This window comes from Streptomyces sp. FH025 (genome assembly GCF_017427025.1).
GTDB lineage: Bacteria > Actinomycetota > Actinomycetes > Streptomycetales > Streptomycetaceae > Kitasatospora.
This window is the reverse complement of sequence record NZ_JAFLNG010000072.1, coordinates 1-19268: the sequence shown is the minus strand read 5'-3', so window position 1 is coordinate 19268 and position 19268 is coordinate 1. Positions and strand designations below refer to the sequence as shown.

Annotated in this window: 11 protein-coding genes; 2 read left to right on the top strand and 9 right to left on the bottom strand. The window is 72.1% G+C overall.

The genetic code is table 11. The features are described from left to right. A partial coding sequence (locus J0670_RS08240; RefSeq protein ID WP_207810741.1) for a type I polyketide synthase occupies positions 1-6105 on the bottom strand: 6105 nt, incomplete at its 3' end. 326 nt (positions 6106-6431) lie between these two features. Between J0670_RS08240 and J0670_RS08235 the strand changes: the two genes are divergently transcribed. Further along, positions 6432-6830: an SgcJ/EcaC family oxidoreductase gene (locus J0670_RS08235; RefSeq protein ID WP_207810740.1), complete on the top strand. Its 399-nt coding sequence runs from the start codon at positions 6432-6434 to the stop codon at positions 6828-6830. A 175-nt stretch (positions 6831-7005) separates the two neighbouring features. Here the strand turns inward: J0670_RS08235 and J0670_RS08230 are convergent, their stop codons facing one another. The 5 genes from J0670_RS08230 to J0670_RS08210 form a co-directional block, all read right to left on the bottom strand. Continuing rightward, positions 7006-7416: a nuclear transport factor 2 family protein gene (locus J0670_RS08230; RefSeq protein WP_207810739.1), complete on the bottom strand. Its 411-nt coding sequence runs from the start codon at positions 7414-7416 to the stop codon at positions 7006-7008. Positions 7417-7513: 97 nt separating this feature from the next. After that, entirely contained in the window at positions 7514-8971 is a 1458-nt protein-coding gene (locus J0670_RS08225) for an NAD(P)/FAD-dependent oxidoreductase (RefSeq protein ID WP_207810738.1), read from the bottom strand. Between the two features lie 380 nt (positions 8972-9351). Next, entirely contained in the window at positions 9352-10530 is a 1179-nt protein-coding gene (locus J0670_RS08220) for an acyl-CoA dehydrogenase family protein (protein WP_207810737.1), read from the bottom strand. Positions 10531-10872: 342 nt separating this feature from the next. Continuing rightward, a complete protein-coding gene (locus tag J0670_RS08215; RefSeq protein WP_307806439.1) occupies positions 10873-11730 on the bottom strand; it encodes an NAD(P)-binding domain-containing protein in 858 nt (285 codons plus the stop codon). A 163-nt stretch (positions 11731-11893) separates the two neighbouring features. Continuing rightward, entirely contained in the window at positions 11894-13483 is a 1590-nt protein-coding gene (locus J0670_RS08210; protein WP_207810735.1) for an aspartate aminotransferase family protein, read from the bottom strand. Positions 13484-13896: 413 nt separating this feature from the next. Between J0670_RS08210 and J0670_RS08205 the strand changes: the two genes are divergently transcribed. Next, complete coding sequence (locus tag J0670_RS08205) at positions 13897-14463, top strand: flavin reductase family protein (protein ID WP_243436708.1); 567 nt, start codon at positions 13897-13899, stop codon at positions 14461-14463. Between the two features lie 280 nt (positions 14464-14743). Here J0670_RS08205 and J0670_RS08200 read toward each other — a convergent pair whose 3' ends face one another. The 3 genes from J0670_RS08200 to J0670_RS08190 all read right to left on the bottom strand — a co-directional run bounded on the left by J0670_RS08200 (position 14744) and on the right by J0670_RS08190 (position 19229). Beyond that, positions 14744-17008 (bottom strand): BTAD domain-containing putative transcriptional regulator, encoded by a 2265-nt coding sequence (locus tag J0670_RS08200; protein WP_207810734.1) that lies wholly within the window; start codon positions 17006-17008, stop codon positions 14744-14746. 156 nt (positions 17009-17164) lie between these two features. After that, positions 17165-17521 (bottom strand): helix-turn-helix domain-containing protein, encoded by a 357-nt coding sequence (locus tag J0670_RS08195; protein WP_207810733.1) that lies wholly within the window; start codon positions 17519-17521, stop codon positions 17165-17167. Between the two features lie 550 nt (positions 17522-18071). Then, on the bottom strand, positions 18072-19229 hold the full coding sequence (locus J0670_RS08190) for an MFS transporter (RefSeq protein ID WP_207810732.1): 1158 nt from the start codon (positions 19227-19229) through the stop codon (positions 18072-18074). Between the last annotated feature and the right edge of the window lie 39 nt (positions 19230-19268).

Here is a 19268-nt window from a genome sequence, read left to right as displayed (position 1 = left end):
GGCGCCGTGCTCCGGCCGGGAGTGGACGGTGAGCGGGCGGCGGCCCGCCGGGTCGGCGCCGCCGACGGTGACCTGGATCCGGACGGAGCGCTGCTCGGCCAGCGGCAGCGGCGCCTCGAGGGTGAGGTCCGCGACCTGTCCGGCGCCGACCAGGTCGCCCGCGGCGACGGCCAGTTCGAGGAAGGCGGTGGCGGGCACCAGGACGCCGCCGGTGATGGCGTGGTCGACCAGCCAGGGGTGGGTGCTCGGCGAGATCCGTGCGGTGAGCACGGTGTCCTCGCGGTCGGCGAGCTGGAGCGCGCCGCCGAGCAGCGGGTGGGCGGCCGGGTCGAGGCCGAGGCTGCGGGCGTCGGTGCGGGCCTCGGGCAGCAGCCAGTAGTGCTCGCGCTGGAACGGGTAGGTGGGCAGGTCGGCGCGGGCGGCGCCGGGGAAGAATCCGGCCGCGTCCAGCGGCGCGCCGGCCGCGTGGGCACCGGCCAGTCCCGCCGCGAGGGTCTCGGCCTCGGAGCGGCCGGCCCGCAGCAGGGCGACGGCGGTCACCTCCTGCTCGGGCAGCGCGCCGCGCGCCATCGCGGTGAGCACGGCGTCGGGTCCGACCTCGACGAACACCCCGGCGCCCTCGGCGGCGAGGGTGCGGACGGCGTCCAGGAAGCGCACGGCCTCGCGGATCTGGCGCGTCCAGTAGTCGGGCGAGCCGAGCTCCTCGGCGGTGGCGAGCCGGCCGGTCAGGGTGGAGACGATCGGTACGGCGGGCCGGTGGAAGGTCAGTTCGGCGGCGACGGCGCGGAACTCGTCGAGGATCCCGTCCATGTGCGGGGAGTGGAAGGCGTGGCTGACCTGCAAGCGCCGGATCCGTCGGCCCTCGGCCCGCCAGGCCTCGGCGAGTTCGACGGCCTTCGCCTCGTCGCCCGAGATGACCACCGAGGTGGGGCCGTTGACGGCGGCGACGGCCACGGCCGTCTCGTGGCCGGCCAGCGAGCGGGCGATCTCCTCCTCCTCGCCCTCGATCGCGATCATCGCGCCGCCGGCGCGCGCCGACTGCATCAGTCGGCCCCGGGCGGCGACCAGCCTGGCGGCGTCCCCGAGCGAGAGCACGCCCGCGACGTGGGCGGCGGCCAGCTCACCGATCGAGTGCCCGGCCAGCAGGTCCGGGGTCAGGCCGTGGTGTTCGAGGAGCCGGTACAGGGCGACCTCGATCGCGAACAGCGCGGGCTGGGTGTAGCGGGTCTCGTGCAGCAGTTCGGCGTCCGGGCCGCCCTCGGGGGCGAAGACCACCTCGGCGAGCGGCCGCTCCAGGTGGGCGTCCAGCGCCTCGAAGACGGCGTCCAGGGCGGCGGCGAAGACCTCGCTGCTCTCGTACAACTCCCGACCCATGCCCAGGCGTTGGGCGCCCTGGCCGGTGAAGAGGAAGGCGGTGCGACCGGCCCGGGCGGCGTTGCCGACGGCCAGGTTCGGGGCGTCGGCGCCCCGGGCGAGGGCGTCCAGGCCGGCCAGGAACTCCTCGCGGGTGCGGCCGAGCACCACGGCCCGCCGCTCGAAGGCGGTCCGGGTGGTGGCCAGCGCGCGGCCGAGGTCGGCGGTCGGCCGGGCGGGGTCGGCGGCGAACGCGCGCAGCTCCTCGGCCCGGGCGCGCAGCGCCCGCTCGTCACGGGCGGACAGCACCCACGGCGCGGGCAGTGCGGCCGTACCGTCCTCCGGCTCGGTTCGAACCGGGGCCTGCGCGAGCTCCTCGGCCTGCTCGATGACGACGTGGGCGTTGGTGCCGCTGATGCCGAACGCGGAGACGGCGGCCCGGCGCGGGCGGCCGGTGCTCGGCCAGGGGCGCTCCTCGGTGAGCAGCTCGGCCGAGCCCGCCGACCAGTCCACGTGCGGGGTCGGCGCGTCGATGTGCAGGGTCTTCGGCAGCGAGCCGTGCCGGATCGCCTGCACCATCTTGATCACGCCGCCGACCCCGGCCGCGGCCTGGGTGTGGCCGAGGTTGGACTTCAGCGAGCCCAGCAGCACCGGCTCGCCGTCCTGCCGGTCCTGGCCGTAGGTGGCGAGGATCGCCTCGGCCTCGATCGGGTCGCCGAGCCGGGTGCCGGTGCCGTGCGCCTCGACGGCGTCGACCTCGGCCGGGCTGAGCCGGGCGTCGGCGAGCGCCTGGCGGATGACCCGCTGCTGGGACGGCCCGTTGGGGGCGGTCAGCCCGTTGGAGGCGCCGTCCTGGTTGACGGCGGTGCCGCGCACCACGGCGAGGACGGGGTGCCCGTTGCGGCGGGCGTCGGAGAGCCGTTCGACGACCAGCAGGCCGACGCCCTCGCCCCAGGCGGTGCCGTCGGCGCCGGCCGCGAACGGCTTGATCCGGGCGTCCGGCGCGAGGCCGCGCTGGCGGGAGAACTCGACGAACATGCCGGGCCCCGACATCACGGTGACGCCGCCGGCCAGCGCGATCGTCGACTCGCCGCGCCGCAGCGACTGCACCGCCAGGTGCAGGGCGACCAGCGAGGAGGAGCAGGCGGTGTCCACCGTGACGGCCGGACCGATCAGGCCCAGCTGGTAGGCGATCCGGCCGGACATCACACTGCTGGTGCTGCCGGTCAGCAGGTTGCCCTCGACGCTCTCGGGGGCGTCGTGCATCCGCGGTCCGTAGTCGAGCGCGGTGGCGCCCACGAAGACGCCGGTACGGCTGCCGCGCAGCTGCTCCGGGTCGAGGCCGGCCCGCTCGACGGCCTCCCAGGCGGTCTCCAGCAGCAGCCGCTGCTGCGGGTCCATCGAAAGGGCCTCGCGCGGGGAGATGCCGAAGAATCCGGCGTCGAACTCGCCCGCCCGGTGCAGGAATCCGCCCTCGCAGACGTAGCTGCGGCCGGTGCGGCCCGGGTCCGGGTCGTGCAGGTCCGCGTCCCAGCCGCGGTCAATCGGGAAGCCGGAGACGGCGTCGCGGCCCTCGGTGAGCAGCCGCCACAGGTCCTCGGGCGAGGCGACCTCACCGGGGTAGCGGCAGGCCATGCCGACGATCGCGATCGGCTCGTCGTCCAGCGCGCTGGGCGCAGGCGCCTGCGGGTCGGCGGTCGCGGCCGCGCCGGTCAGCTCGGCCCCGAGGTACTCGGCCAGCGCGGCCGGCGTCGGGTGGTCGAAGAGCAGGCCGCTGGGCAGCCGCAGCCCGGTGGCGGTGGACAGGGCTCCGCGCAGCTCCACGGCCATCAGCGAGTCGAAGCCGAGGTCCCGGAACGGCGTGCGGGGCTCGACCCGCCGGTTGGCTCCGTACTCCAGCACGGCGGCGATGTGGGCGTCGACCAGCTCGGTCACCGCCCTGGCCCGCTCGGCGGCCGTCAGCGTGACCAGGTGCTCGCCGAGCTCGCCCCGGCCGGTCAGCGGCTCCGGCGTCGGCGCCGCGGCGGAGGCGGCCGGGGCGCCGGGGGCCGCGGCCGGGAGCGCCTGCCGGGCACTGCCCAGGCCGGCCGGCCAGTACTGCTCGCGCTGGAACGCGTACGTGGGCAGGTCGGTGCGCCGGGCCCCGCTGCCTCGGTAGAGCGCGGTCCAGTCGACGGCCGCGCCGCGCACGAACAGCGTGGCCAGCGCGGTGACGGCGGTCAGCGGCTCGTCCCGGCCGGCGCGCAGCGCGGGGACGGCCAGGGCCGCCTGCTGGTCCAGCACGGAGTCGGCGACCATCCCGGAGCAGACCCCGTCCGGGCCGAGCTCCAGGTAGGTGGTGACTCCGTCGGCCTCCAACGACCGTACGGCGTCCAGGAACCGGACCGGGCGGCGGACCTGCTGGACCCAGTACTCGGGCGAGCACAGCTCCTCGGCCGTGGCCGGCCGGCCGGTGACGGTGGAGACGATCGGGATGGCCGGCGGGTTGAAGGCGAGCCCGGCGGCGACCTCGCGGAACTCCGCCAGCATCGGCTCCATTAGCGGCGAGTGGAAGGCGTGGCTGACCGTCAGCCGCTTGGTCCGCCGCCCCCGCTCGCGCAGGGCGTCGGCGAGGACCAGCACCGCGGCCTCGGCTCCGGCGACCACCACCGAGGTCGGCCCGTTGACCGCCGCGACGGCGACCTCGTCCGTCAGCAGCTCCGCCAGTTCGGCCTCGGTGGCCTGGACGGCGGCCATCGCGCCGCCGGCCGGCAGGGCCTGCATCAGCCGGCCGCGCGCGGCGACCAGGGTCGCGGCGTCCCGCAGCGAGAGCACGCCGGCGACGTGGGCGGCGGCCAGCTCACCGATCGAGTGGCCCGCCAGGAGGTCGGGCCGCACGCCCCAGGATTCGACCAGCCGGAACAGCGCGACCTCGACGGCGAACAGCGCGGGCTGGGTGTACCCGGTCTCGTCCAGCCGCTCCCCCGAGGCGATCACCTCGGCCAACGGCCGCTCCAGCAGCGGATCCAGCTCCGCGCAGACCTCGTCGAAGGCGGCCGCGAAGACCGGGAAGGCCCGGTGCAACTCCAGTCCCATGCCGAGGCGTTGGGCGCCCTGGCCGGTGAACACCAGGGCGGTGCGCCCGGGTTGCGCCGAGCCGGTGACCACGCCCGGCGCGGGCCGGCCCTCGGCCAGCGCGGCCAGGCCGTCCAGCGGGGCGCCGGGCCCGGCGGTGAGCGCGACGGCGCGGTGCTCGAAGACGGTCCGGGTGGTCGCCAGGGACCAGCCCGCGTCCACCGGGTCCAGGCCCTCGGCCACGGCCCGCAGCCGCTCGGCCTGGCCGCGCAGGGCGCCCGGCTCCCGGCCGGAGACCACCCAGGGCAGCACCGCGGGCGCGGTGCCGGCGGGGCGCTCGGCGGCGGAGTCGGCGGAACCGGCGGAGTCGCCGGAGTCGCCGGAGTCGCCGGAGTCGGCCGGGGGCTCGGAGAGCACCAGGTGGCAGTTGGTGCCGCCCATGCCGAAGGAGCTGACCCCGGCGACCAGCGGCAGTCCCGGCCGCGGCCAGTCGGTCAGCTCGCGCTGCACGGCCAGGCCGAGCCGCTCCAGCGGGATGCGCGGGTTGGGGGTCTCGAAGTTGAGGCTGGCGGGCAGCCGCCGGTTCGTCAGGCTGAGCACCACCTTGAGCAGGCCGACGATGCCCGCCGCGCCCTCCAGGTGGCCCACGTTGGTCTTGGCCGAGCCGACCAGCAGCGGGTCCGCCCCGTCCCTGCGGGTGCCGAGCGCGGCGCCGAGGGCGGCGGCCTCGATCGGGTCGCCGACGGCGGTTCCGGTGCCGTGCAGTTCCACGTACTGGACGGCCGAGGGCTCGATCCCGGCCCGCTCGTAGGCCTGGCGGAGCACCTTCTCCTGGGCGCGCTCGCTGGGGACGGTCAGGCCGTCGGTGGCGCCGTCGTTGTTCACCGCGCTGCCGCGGATCACCCCGTGCACCCGGTCGCCGTCGGCCAGCGCCCGGCTGAGCGGCTTGAGCACCACGACGCCGGCGCCCTCCCCGCGGACGAAGCCGTTGGCCCGCTCGTCGAAGGTGTAGCTGCGCCCGTCCGGCGAGAGGCCGCCGAACTTCTCGGCGGTCACCGCGCCCTCGGCGGTCAGGTTGAGGTTGACGCCGGCCGCGACGGCCAGCGCGGACTCGCCGCTGCGCAGGCTCTCGCAGGCGAGGTGGACGGCGACCAGCGAGGAGGACTGCGCGGCGTCGACGGTCAGGCTCGGCCCCTGCAACCCCAGGAAGTAGGAGACCCGGTTGGCGATGACGCCGCGGTTCACCCCGGTGATGGTGTGCTGGGTGATCGCCTCCGCGCCGCTGCCCAGGACCAGGCCGGAGAACTCGTCGCGGGTGGTGCCGACGAACACAGCGGTGGGGCTGCCGGCCAGCTCGGCCGGTACGACCCCGGCGTCCTCCAGCGCCTCCCAGGCGAGTTCGAGCACCAGGCGCTGCTGCGGGTCCGTCATCGCGGCCTCGCGCGGCGAGATGCCGAAGAAACCGGCGTCGAACTCGCCGATCCGGTCCAGGAATCCGCCCCAGCCGCTGCCCTCGCCCGGTGCCGGCCAGCGGTCCTCCGGCACCCTGGTGACGGCACTCGTCCCGCCGCGCAGCAGATCCCAGAACTCCGCCGGGCTCGCCGCCATCGGCAGCCGGCAGGACATTCCGATGATCGCGATCGGCTCGTCCCGGGCCTCGGCCCGACCGGTGACCCCTTGCTCGCGCTCGCTCGCCATCACGCTCGACTGCCCCTTCACAGGTGATTCCCAACGGCCAATGAATTCCGGCGGCGACATCGAATTGGCGAATCGCCGTCCAGCGCCCCGAAACGGCGGCCCGACAGGCACCGGCCGATCGTATGGCGGCCCCGCACGGGCAGGGCCCAGCGCCCAGTCACGGGGCGGTAATCGAGGGATTTCAGCCACCGGATGGCCACCCTGTTACCCGGCGATGAGCAGCCGGTGGGGAGCATTCCCGTAGCTTCTGAAAGGGCGTGACCATTCCCGCCCGAAAGCATTCTCACTCGAATTGACCGTCGACCCGTACTGGGGGAGCTTTCTCCATGACCAGCAACCTGGCCAACCACGCGCTCACGAACGACGTCGAAAAGCACACCGAGCTGTACGTCAAGGCCTTCAACTCGGGTGACGCCGACGCCGTCAACGCCATGTACACCGAGGAGGCCGTCGCGGTCTGGGAGCCCGGCAGCCCGCTGACCGGCCAGGCCCGCAAGGACTACGTCAAGGAGTTCCTGGCCCGCGGCGCCAGCATGCAGGCCAAGGTCCGCCACTCCTACGTCACCGGTGACACCGCCCTGCTGGTGGTGGACTGGAGCATGGTCGCCACCAACGAGGAGGGCGAGCAGGAGGAGTACCAGGGCGTCGGCCTGGACGTGCTGCGCCGCGGCGAGGACGGCAACTGGCGGTACGCGATCGACGACCCGTTCGGCGAGGAGAGCTGACCCCTCCGGGCACCGAGTGAGGCCGCCCGGCCCCTGGCCAAGACCAGGGGCCGGGCGGCCTCTTCCCGTTCCCGTTCCCGGACCGCCACGACGGCCTCGTCGGCGCCCGGACAGCACACGGCCCCCGGGCGGACTCCTCGGTTTCAGGAGCCCGCCCGGGGGCGTGCCGCAGGGGTCAGGCCGTCGGCAGCTCGTCCGCGACCGGACGGTCGATGGCCATCAGCCACTTGCCGTCCTCGCCGAGCCGCAGCACGTCGGTGCAGGTGCCGTGCAGCTTGATCCGCTCACCGTTCTCGCCCGGGATCTCCAGGTCGAAGTCCACCACCACCAGGGAGGTGTCGCCGGCCGTGTAGGAGCGCTTGATGCTGGACTTCAGCGAGGGGCCGGTGGCCAGGAAATCGATGATCGCCTGCTTGCGCTCCGCGCCGTTCAGCGGCTTTCCGGAGAGGTTGGAGATCGCGTCCTCCCGGTAGAGGCTGTCGAACACCCGCCCGTCGCCCGAATTGAAGGCGATCAGGAAGACGTCGTTCTGGATTTCGGCGTCACCGGTGAGGTCCAGGTTGTGGAGGTCGATGTCAGCAGCCATCGTGATTCTTCCCTGCTTTCTCTGAGATGTGCCTGGGTTGTGCCCTGATCTCACATCCGCCCCGGGAAAGGGGGCGAACCGGTTCGCGGCGCCGGGGCTACAGGGTCGCGGCCAGGCCGGCCGCGCGTATTCCGGATTCCACCGCACCGTCCATGTAGCCGCTCCAGCCGTTGGCGATGTCGCTGGTCGCGAACACCACCTTGCCCTGCGGCTGTTGGAGCACCCGCAGCAGCCTGGTGAGCTGGTAGGGCTGCTGGAAGGTCCAGCCGCCGAGCGAGAACTCGTCCGCGGCCCAGTCCTGAACCCGGACCGCGACCACCTCGGCCTTGGGCTCGAAGACCCGCAGCGCGGCCTGGACCTGCTGGACGTTGGTGGCGTCCAGCGTGGGGTCCACGCAGAAGGCGACCATCAGCAGACCGTCCGACAGTGCGGCCTGCGGGATCACCAGGTTGAGCTGGGAACCACCCTCGTAGCCCTGGGCGAAGAAGCGGCCGACCGGGCCGCGCACCTGCATCCAGACCTTGCGGGCGTTGGGGGCGCCGATGCCCTGGGTCGAGGCGGTGGTGAACTCGACCGGCAGGGGCTTGGTGAAGGTGATGTTCTTCCAGACGTTGGCCGGGGTCGCGACGATCACCCGGCGGCCCCGGTAGACCGTGCCCGCCCGGGTGGTGACGCTCACCTGGGTGCCGTTGTCGGTGACGGTGGACACCGGCGAGCTGAGCTGGAGCGTCGGCGCGCCCTCGGCCAGGATCGCCTTCAGCAGCGCGACGGTGCCGCCGACCGGCTTGTCGACGCTGAGGCTGTTGAAGGTGTCGTAGTCCCAGTTGGACAACGCCCACCAGCGGGCCAGGTAGGTGAGCGCGCCCCGCTTGCTGGAGCCGCCCGAGTAACCGGCGGTGAGGCCGTTGACCCACTTCTCGTCGTCCGGCGACATCCGCATCTGGTCGAGCCGGTCGCGCAGCGACAGGCCGTCGAGGTTGTTGAGCAGGTCGACCCGGGTGAACGGCTGGTACGGGTTGGGGAGGTAGTCGTGGGACCCGTCGAACAGGGGCGTCAGCAGCCTGTTCTGCTTGGCGAACGCCACGTCCGGTGCGAACGAGGCGTAGCCGGTGCCGCTCGGGAAGATCGCGCGGTCCGGCGCCGCGTCCGGGACCGTCCCGATCTTGTAGCGGGCGAGCTCCCGCACCATGTTCGGCTGGACCGGGGCGACCCAGGTGCCGCCCATCTCGATCTGCTGGCCGGCGAAGGTGTCGGTCCAGGTGCGGCCGCCGATCCGGTCGCGGGCCTCCAGCACGAGGACCTGCTGGCCCTTGGCCCTGAGCTCGCGGGCGGCGGTGATCCCGGCGAAGCCGGCCCCGATGATCACCGTGTCCCAGAGCGTGTCGGCCGCGCCCGCGGTCGCCCCGGCCGCGGTCGCTCCGGCCGTGGCGGCGTGGGCCGCCCCGACGGTCGCGGCGCCGGCGGCGGCGGACAGCGCCGTCACCCCGGCCGCCCTCAGCACCGAGCGCCGTCTGAGCGGCTGGCCACCGTGCATGGGCAGGTCGAAAGCGTTCATGACTTCTCCTCAGCGAGTTTGCGTACGCTCGCGCACCCCCCGTTCCTCGCGGAGACCGGGACCGGTCGACGGCATGGAAAGTGGTGCGGGCACAACGGCACCGCCGCCAGGCTGCGGCGGCACCGGGAACTGGGGCCTGTCTCTTGGCACTTGGCTCTTGCAGATGGCACATGGCGCTTGGCACACGGCACTTGGCGCTTGGCGCTGTGGGCACTTGGCGCTGTGGGCACTTGGCGCTCGGCACGCCGGATTCGGCGTTCAGCCCTCGGCTCAAGGCAGGCGGGGTGACGCCCGGGGGTCGGTCGCGCCCCGGGCGGGGCCGGTCCCGGCGGGATCGCTCGAAGGATCCCGCCGGGGCGGAGCTCGGACCAGCCGAGCGGTCAGAGCAGGTAGGTGTCGGGGTCGAGGCCGAGCAGCACCCGCCCGTGCACCTCGAAGTTGGCGTTGGGCGCCATCATCCCGTGCAGCGAGAGGCCCAGCAGGTCGCGGTAGAAGCGCTGGAAGTGCGCGCTGCGCGACAGCGCGGAGGCCCCGCTGACCGTGTGGAGCGCCTCGACGGCCTCCTTGACCAGCTGGATCGCGAAGCCGCACTGGCCCCGCACGGTGGCCTTCTCGTCCCAGGTGGGCTGCTCGCCGGCGTCCGCGCGCTCCTGGAGGAGCTTGACGTACCCGGCCGACAGCGCCTCGGCGGCCGCGATCTTGTTGGCGGCGATGGAGACCTGAATCTGCGTCAGCGGGTGCTGACTCTGGTCGGTCCAGTTGGTGTAGGCGATGCCGCGTCCGGGCAGCCGCTCGATGAACAGCTCCAGGGCAGCCTTGGCCATGCCGATGTAGGAGGCCACGGACTCGGCCATCACGTACGAGATGAGCCCGTAGTTGCGGCCGTTGGCACCGGTGTTGGCGCGGTCGCCGGTGGTGCCGAGCACGGCCTCCTCGGAGCTGGCGACCCGGTGCGCGGGGACGAAGACGTCCTTGGCGGTGGTGGTCGAGCTGCCGGTGCCGGCCGCGGCGGAGACGTGCCAGTCGTCCGCGATGGTCAGCTCGCTCATCGGGACCAGCGCGAAGACCTCCTCCGGCTCGGCGCCCGGCCGCTCCAGGTGCGTCGCCAGGAGGTCCCAATCGGCGCCCCGACAACCGGTGTTGAAGCGCCAGGTGCCGTTCAGCAGGTACCCGCCCTCGGTGGGCACCAGGGTCCCGTTCGCGGTGAAACCGCCGGAGACCTTCACCGAGCCGCCCGCGAACACCTCCTCCTGCGTGCGGTCCGGGTAGAGCGAGGCCATCCAGGCGCTCGACACCCACGCCACCGCGACCCAGCTGGTCGAGCCGTCACCGCGGGCGATCTCGGTCAGGACCTTGACCTGGTCCTCCAGCGAGAAGTCGAGGCCGCCGAAGCGGCGCGGCACGGCGATCCGGAAGACCCCGGCCTTCTCCAGCAGGTCGACGTTCTCCTCGGGTATCCACCGCCGGTCCTCGCCCTCCGGCCCGTTCTCCCGAAGCCTCGGAACTATGTCCTTCACCGCGTCCAGAACGGACGCGACCTCGCTCTCGTACGTGGTCATCCCCGACTCCTCAGAGTTACCGGCCGTCATCAATTGGCGGCTGTGCCGGAAATCGCGCGGGCGAGAAATCAGAAGTCGTTCGCCCGTCGTTCTCCGAAGACCCTACCGGCGGACCGGTCAGAATCCTCCAAATGCGCAGTCAAGGCGCGGTAATCGTGTGCGGGTACCGATGAGTGGGCGGCCGATGACCGGACAATGGGCGGAGCCGGATAAAGGACGGGAAACGGACGGGGCGGAGAACGGGCTGAGACGGAACGGACGGAGACGGAAAAACTCGTTCCCGGTGTCGCTGCAGCGACACCGGGAACGAGTCGTGACGGCTGCCCGATCAGCCGCCGGGGATCAGACGGCGGGCTTCTTCAGCAGCTCGACCAGGCTGGCCAGGCTGTGGGTGCCGTGGCCCTGGGCGACGCGACGGTCGATCAGCTCCTTGATCGGGGCCGGCACCGCGGTGCTGACGCCCTGGGCCTCGGTGGCGTGGACCAGGTGGTCGATGGCCGCCTTGTTGACGTCCAGGCTGGAGATGTCGGTGGCGTAGTCGCCCTCGTCCACCTGGCGGGCCAGGTCGGGCAGGAAGCTGCCGACGCCGCCGAGCCAGCCGGAGGCGAAGGGCAGGAACTCCTGGGCCTTGATGCCCTCGGAGCCCACCAGGGCCACGGCGTGGAAGAAGCCGGCCAGCGTCGACCACATGATGCCCAGCAGGGCGGTGTCGTACAGCGAGGCCAGGCCGACGTTGGTGCCCAGGTTGACGGCGGTGCCCAGCTTGCCGAGGGTCTCCTGGTGGGCCTCGAAGGCCTGGGTGCTGCCCGCGTAGAAGATGAAGGCCTCGGGCTGGCCGATCAGCGGCGGGATGGCCAGGATGGCGCCGTCCAGGTAGCTGATGCCGTTCTTGGCGGCCCAGGCGGCGTGCTGCCGGGCCTCCTCCGGGGTGCCGGAAGTGACGTTGACCAGCACCTTGCCGGCCAGCGCCGCGGTCAGCGGCTCCACGTTCTCCAGCACCGTCTCGTAGGTCGACAGGCACACGACCACCAGGTCGCTCGCCGCGACGGCGTCGGCCAGGCTGGGCGCCAGGGTGGCACCCTGGGCGACCAGGGCGTCGGCCTTCGCCGCCGAGCGGTTCCACACGGTGGTGGGGTGCCCGTCCTTCAGGAACGCGCCGGCCAGCGCCGCGCCCATCATGCCCAGGCCGATGACGGTCACGGGTGCACGGTTGTCGCCAGTCATTGTTTCAAGTCCTCCAGTTGCGCATGCTCAGTGCGATTGCCGTTCCGGCGCACTTCCAGAACCTAATGGCCGGACAAATTCACCGCCAAGTACGCACTAAAAAGTAAGTGCTTACCTGAAAGTCAGTGCCGGTCCGATATCAGGCGCCGCCGAGACGCTTCCCGTCCTGGAGCCGGAGTACGCTGCACGCCCCCCGGAGCGCCGATCCCAGCTGGCAGATCTCGGCGTCACTGATCAGCGTCGAGGGCTCGAACCGCAGGGTATTCACCGCACTCGCGGTCGGGAATGTCCGCACCCGGTGCTCGCGCAGCAGATATCCGGCGACGGCATAGCCGAGGAATCCCGCCCGGGCGGTCTCCCGGATGCCTTCGTCGGCCGCTTCGGACTGGTCGTGGAACTCCAGACCGAGCATCAGCCCCTTGCCGCGGATCTCCTTGACCACGTCGGGGAAATCGGCCCGGACCGCCTCCAGCATCGCGGTGAGCTTCTCGCCGAGCTCCCCGGCGACCCGGTAGGCCCGCCCGTCGTCGGCCTCCAGCATCTCCAGCACCTTGAGCGCGATGTGGCAGGAGAAGTGGTCCTTGGCGAAGGTCGAGCTGTGCACCAGCTCGAACTCCTTGCGGTAGCGGGCGCGGCGCACCAGCATCACCGAGGTCTTGGCGATCCCGCCGCCCAGGCTCTTGGACAGGGTGTAGTAGTCCCCGCGCAGCCCGATCAGCGAGCTGGCCAGGAAGGCCCCGGTCCGGCCCATGCCGCTCTGGATCTCGTCGATCAGGATCGGCAGGTCGATCTCCACGCAGGCCTGCTGGATGGCCTGCGCGAACTCGGCGGTGATGACCCTGATCCCGCCCTCGCCCTGGATCGGCTCCAGCAGGAAGGCGCAGAACACCGGGAACTCGCGCGGCACGACCTCGACCGCGCCGTCCGTCACCACGACGTCCAGCAGCTCGGCGCGCTCCTCCTCGATGATCCGCTTGAGCTCCTCGGGCCGGCCGATCGGCACGAACCGGGCCTGCGCGGCCAGCGCGCCGAACGGGGCCCGGTACCCGGCGTTGTGGGTGAGCTGGACGCTGCCGACCAGCTTCCCGTGGAAGGACCCCTCCAGGGCCAGGAAGAGCGGCGGGCGGGCGAGCCGCTCGGCGTTGTGCCGGGCGACGCCGGCCAGCAGCGCCTCCAGCGGGTCCTCGCCCGCGGCCTCCTCGTCCGTCTCCGCGCCCGCCGCCGCCAGGGCCCGGCGCGACACCGTGGCGGTGCCCTCGGCGACGGCGGCACGCGCCTGCTCGACGTGGGCGGCCAGCTCGTCGCCGAGCTGCTGGATCCGCATCACCCGGTCGAGCTCCGCGTGCTTGATCGCGGCCTCGTTCGCCTCCGCGCCGCTGTTGCCGAAGATGACCGAGTACGGCTCGTCGGTGCCGGTCTCCCGGTGGATGATCCGGTTCAGCGCGGTCGCCACCTGGTTGGCGTACGGGTGCCGCGAGAACTGCGCGTGGACCGGCGATCCGCCGTCCAGCAGGGCCTTGGCGTGCGCCACGATCTCGGGGTTGTTGTGGCCGAAGATCAGTGATCCGTAGCCGCCGGCGTAGTCCAGTACCGGGACTTCCCGCCCCTCGTCGAGGAAGTAGAGCGTGTTCCCCTCGGCCCGGACGTACTCCACGTCGAGCCCGACGGTGGACAGCCACCCGAGCAGGTACGGTTCGGCGAGTTCAGGTTCAGCAGCTGCGGAATTCATGTCGACCCCTTTACGGATGGCATCGGCGACGGCCTGGGCGCGCTGCGGCGACCTTATCCGCGGACGTGCCGCCGGGGGCCAAATATCCAGTCATCGCCCGGTAAGCGACCGCTACCGGCGCGATGGTTGGCGCCCGGTTACTCGGCGGTGGGCACCCGGCGCGGCGGGCTCGGATACGTTGGCCGGGTTCTCTGGAATCAGGTATTTCGAAGGGAGCGTCATGAATTCTCCTTCTGCATCGGCGGATCTCACGGATCCGCGAAGCGGCGAACGACCCGGCGAAATCGATCAGGAAGCACCGGCCCTCTACACCTCGGGCGGCTACCTGGCACTGATATTCAGGCGCACCCAGGCCGAGATGGCGGCACATACGAAAGCGCCCACCGGCGCTTTGACGATGATGAGGCGATGACATGGCGCACGACGGACAGGCATCCCATCTACTGGCCGCCCAGGCCCCCCTGCCGCTCCCGGCCGAGCCGGCCACCGTGTCACCGACCGCGCTGCGCGAGGTGATGTCCCGGTTCGCCACCGGCGTCGTGGTGCTCACGGTCGGCGGCGAGCACATCCACGGCATGACCGCGAACGCGTTCAGCTCGGTCTCGCTGGAGCCGCCGATCGTGCTCTGCTGCATCGCTCACAGCGCCGTGATGCACCAGGCCATCCTCTCGGCCGGGCACTTCGCCGTCTCCATCCTGAGCACCGAACAGGAGGGCACGGCACGGTACTTCGCCGACAAGTCGCGCCCGCTGGGTCCGGAGCAGTTCGAGGGCGTGGACTGGCTGCCGGGGCGGCGGACCTGGGCGCCGCTGCTGTCCGGTGCGCTGGCCTGGCTGGAGTGCGAGCTCGACGAGGCGTACGACTCGGGCGACCACTCGATCTTCACCGGCCGGGTGGTCAACTCCAGCCGTGGCGACGACGGTTCGGGGCTGCTCTTCTTCGACGGCGGCTTCCGGCGGATCGCCCCGACCGCCCACTGACCATCACTCCGCCCCGGGAGCCCCCTCACCCCGGGGACAGGCCGGCCCGGACGACACCCCGTCGTCCGGGCCGGCCTGTCAGCATCCGGACCCGCCCTCAGGTCCGGGCCCAACTCCCATGGAAATCGTGCCGGTCGGCCGGTCAACCGGCAGCTTTAAAAGGCAATCGCCAATCCAGACGGATGACTTGAAGTTCCGCGGGATCTATCGGATGCTGTCGTGCACGGCAGGCACCTGAGACCGCGCACGGCAGGCCCCTGAGACTCGTGCCCGGCGACCCTCAGGCCGGCACGCTTCGAGGGGGGTCCAGGTGCAGCAGTGAACGCGCGTACCGGCGACGGTCGCCCGGCTCCTGTCCGGCGCGGGCGAGCAGAGCCGTCCAGAACCGGCGGGTCGACCCCTTCGCCTCGTCCTGCGCGCTGGAAAGCAGCTCCAGCAGCCGGTCGACGGCGTCGTCCGACAGCGGGTCGAGTGTGATCGTGGTGGTGTGGCGCTTGCCGCCGCCCCACTCCGGCCGTCGCCGGATCAGCTCCGGCCTGGCCGCGGCGACCACCAGCAGTGGCACCGGTCCGGCGAACTCGGCGAGCTCCTCGACGACGTCGAGCAGGGCGTCGTCCGCCCGGTGCAGGTCGTCCAGGATCAGCACCAGCGGTCGGTCGAGCGCTATCTCGGCGAGTAACTTCCGCCAGGCGAGCACGATTTCGTCCGGAGCGGTGGTGCCCCCGATCGCTCCGGGGCCGGCCACCAGCGGGCGCAGTCGGCTCACCAGCCAGGCCGCGGTCTCGTCGCAGTCCACCAGCCGCCGGACGGCCGAGGAGAGCTTCGCCACCGCCACCACGCCGTCGTCCTCCGGGGCTATGCCGCAGTACGCCGAGAGGATCTCGCTCTGGACGGCCGCCACGCTGCCCACTCCGGCGAACTGCCGCTGGCAGACCAGGAACTGGACCTGGGCGGTGTCCTGGGTGGCGAACCGGCGCTCGAACTCCAGCAGGAACCTGGACTTCCCGATGCCCGGCTCCCCCATCACGGTCACCAGATGCGGTGTGGCCCGACGCCTGGCGCGGTCCAACAGGACGCGCAGCACCTCCAGTTCGGACTCCCGGTCGACCATCGGTATCGCGTGCAGCCGGGCGTACTCCCGGCGGGCGCCGAGCACCTGCCAGCCACCCGTCGGGCTGCCGCCCTCATCGTACCCGATCACCGGCTCGGTGGCCGCGCGGGTGCTGGCGCAGACCCTGATCTCGCCGGGCGCGGTGACCGCCAGCAGTGACTGGCACTCGTCCAGCAGCGCGCCGCTGACCAGTGGCGGGAGGTCGGGCTGGTCGGCGCTCTGATACCGGACGATGGCCTCGCCGGTGGTCACCGCCGCGCTGATGTCCAGCCCGCGCATGCCGAGCGGGCCGACCGGGGAGCCGAGGCCGTCCCGGATCGCCAGTGCCGCCCGCACCGCGCGCTCGGCGTCGTCGCCGCTGTCGCCGCTGTCGCCGTGCACGCCGAACAGGGCCAGCGAGACCGAGCCGATCGAGGCCGCGGCGGTGCCGCCGAACCACTCGAACTTCTCCCGGATGATGGCGGCGACCTCCTCCAACAGGCCGTCGACGTGGCCGGGTTCGAGGTCACTGACCTCGGGCCTGAGCTGGGTGCGCACGATCACGGCGCTGACCGGCTTGCGCTCCGGCGCCACCGGGCCCCGCCGGGCCGGCACCCGTTCCGGTACGGGCGGGGTCCGCTCACCGCGCGAGCCGATCACGTACGCGTCGCCGGCGGGGAGCTCGGTCAGCGTGAGTGCCGGATCGTGGGTGAGGATCGCGTGCTGCAGCGCCTGGAGGTCCCGGCCGGGCTCCAGACCGAGGTCTTCGACGAGGGCTGCCCGTACCCGGCCGTAGACTGTCAGCGCGTCCGCCTGCCTCCCGCAGCGGTACAGCGCGAGCATCAACTGCCCGCACGACCGCTCGCGCATGGTCTCGGCCTCCACGAGCGTCTCCAGCTCGGAGAGCACCGCGTGGTGCCGCCCGCAGGCGAGCTCCGCCTCGAAGTAGTCCTCCATCGCGTCCAGCCGGGCGTTCTGCACGCCGACCAGTTCGGGCCAGGAGATCCCTGTCTCCACCAGGTCCGCCAGGGCCGGTCCTCGCCACAACGCCAGTGCCTCGCGCAGGAGTTGGGCAGCCGCCTCGGGCGACCCCGCGGCGAGCCGGCCCCGGCCCGCCTCCACCTGCTGATAGAAGTGGTGCAGGTCGATCTGCTCGGGGTCGACCCGCAGCATGTACCCCGGCGCCCTGGTGAGCAGCGAGGCCGCGCCCTGGTCGGCGCCGGACGGCGGTGCCAGGGCTCCGCGCAACCCCGAGACCGCGTTCTGCAGGATCTTGCGTGCGGAAGTGGGCGCGTCGTCACCCGCCCACAGGGCTTTCAGCAACTGACTGGTCGCCACCACCCGGTTGGGTTGCAGAAGCAGGAACCCCAGCGTCGCCCGCTGCTTGGTCCCTCCTAACGCGACCGGCTGCTCACCGCAGACGGCCTCCAACGGGCCCAGCAGTCGAAACCACATCGTTCCCCCAATGATCGCGTGCAATCGCTGATTGATTGAAGAGGTCCTCGAATTCCGGTGACCGCGCCGAGAGCTCCGCCGCACGCCCGAGCGGCCGCCGAATCCGGTGGCGGCCAGGAAGGTCAACCCCCTTGACCTTCCTGCCGCCGCCCCTCTCTACAGGGGCTTCCGTGTCACCACGAGCTGATGTTCGAGTCCGGCCCGCTCCATGTGCCGCTCACCCCAGAAACCGAGCGGCCCCAGGGCGTCATAGAGCGAAGTGCCGTACAGGGTCAGCGAATACTCCACCTTCGGAGGCACTTCATCATAGATCTCACGGTGAACGATCCCGTCCGCCTCCAGCTCCCTGAGCTGCTGGATCAGCACCTTCTCGCTGACGCCGGGAATGAGTCGTCGAAGCTCACCGAAGCGTCGCTCTTGACAGTGGAGCTCCCACAGAATCAGTACCTTCCATTTGCCACCGATCACATCCATGGCAGCGTCCAGACCGCATTGATATGACTGCCTCTTCATGATCCCATCCCCGCCGACTTCGAAGTAAGTACTGACTTCCAGGTAAGTGCTGAAAAGTTTCCAGGTACTTGACCATAGTAAGAGGCGTACGCGATCCTATGGCCGGGCATGGCCAAGTTCCGGCCACCGGGCCTCAACAGGCCACAGCCCGCCCCGGCGGCCAGGTCGTACGGGTGTCCTAATCCAGTATGCACACGGTCGTCGTGGATCAATCCTTACAAGATCAACCCAGCAACGTACTTGACACTCCGTCAAGAAGATCGCCGCCAGCCGCCACCGGTCCGCGCGACGCGGGCGCGGCGGGGCCCGACCGCGGTTCCGCCCGGCGCGGCGGGCACCGGACCGGCCGTTCCCGGCGAAGCGGCCCCTCGGCCACGGGCCGTCGGCCTCCACCACCGACCCGCACGCGGCATACACGAAGGGGCCCGCGATCACGGGCCCCACACACCAGGTCTTTCCGGCCGTCACCTCATCACCGGGCAGATTTCCGCCAATACTTGGCCGACGGCGTCGCCCCCGCGGGTGCGGGGGCGACGCCGATCGAGACCGCTCAGCCGGCCGCCATCACCGCGCCGGTCAGCAGCAGCGGCCCCACCGACCGCTGCACCGACTGGGACATCCCCGCGACCCCCAGGTACGAGGCCCGGGCGCGCGGCGGGGCGAGGCTGACCGCCAGCTCCCAGGAGCTCACCGAGCGCATGAGTTCGGCCAAGGTGACCAGGGCCGCGGCGGCCAGCAGCGCGATCGAGGCGGTCCACGGCCCGCCGTCCGTGGAGAGCGCGATCAACAGGCAGGCGGTGAGGAGGATCACCCCGTACCAGCCGACCGCCGTGGTCGCCCCGCCCGGGCGCTCGGCCCAGGCGGAGACCTTCAGCTGCAACAGCACCACGAGCACGGTGTTGAGGGTCAGGAACACCGGGACGACGGCGTGCGGCGCGTCGGTGTGGTGGATGAGCCACAGCGGCAGGCCGACGTTGAGGATCGAATCGTCCAGGCACATCGGCAGGTCCAGCAGGACGAACAGCAGGTAGCCGCGGTCACGCCAGGGGCTCGGTACGGCGGTCGGCTCCTCCAGCGGGCCCTCGGACGGCTCCGCCGCCACCAGGCCGCGCCCGGCGGGCTCCTCGGTGCGCCGGATCAGCACGGCGGCCAGCAGGTACGAGAGCGCGTTGGCCGCGATCAGCGCGCGGTAGGCGGTCGTCGTGCCGACCGCCAGCCCGATCGCCGAGACGCCCGCGCCGACGGCGTAGCCGGCGTTGGCCACGCTGCGGAACAGCGCCTGGTACGTGCCGCGCCGCTCCCCCGCGACCCGGGTGGCGAAGAGCATCTCCAGGGTCTTGGCGCCCCGTTCCGCCAGGCAGATCAGGGCGACCGTGGCGAGCAGCACGGCGAAGTGGTCGGCCACCAGCAGCAGGCCCATCGCCCCCAGCCGCAGCAGGTGGCACCCGGTCAACAGCCCGCGCAGCGACAGCCGTTCGGCGGCCCGCCCGGCCAGCGGCGAGCCGGCGATCCCGGCGACGGCACCCACCCCGAGCAGCAGGCCGAGCTGTCGGGCGTCCATCCCGCACACGTAGGTGAAGTAGAGCACCGAGGCCGCCGCCCACACGCCGGTGCCGGTCCGGTCCACGCCCTGGGCCAGCAGCATGATCCGGGCGTCCCGCCCGCCCGGCGGCCGCCGCAGCTGAGCCCACAGTCCGTTCCCCCGCATGACAGTTCCCCGTTTCGCGTTCAGCATTAATCTCGACAT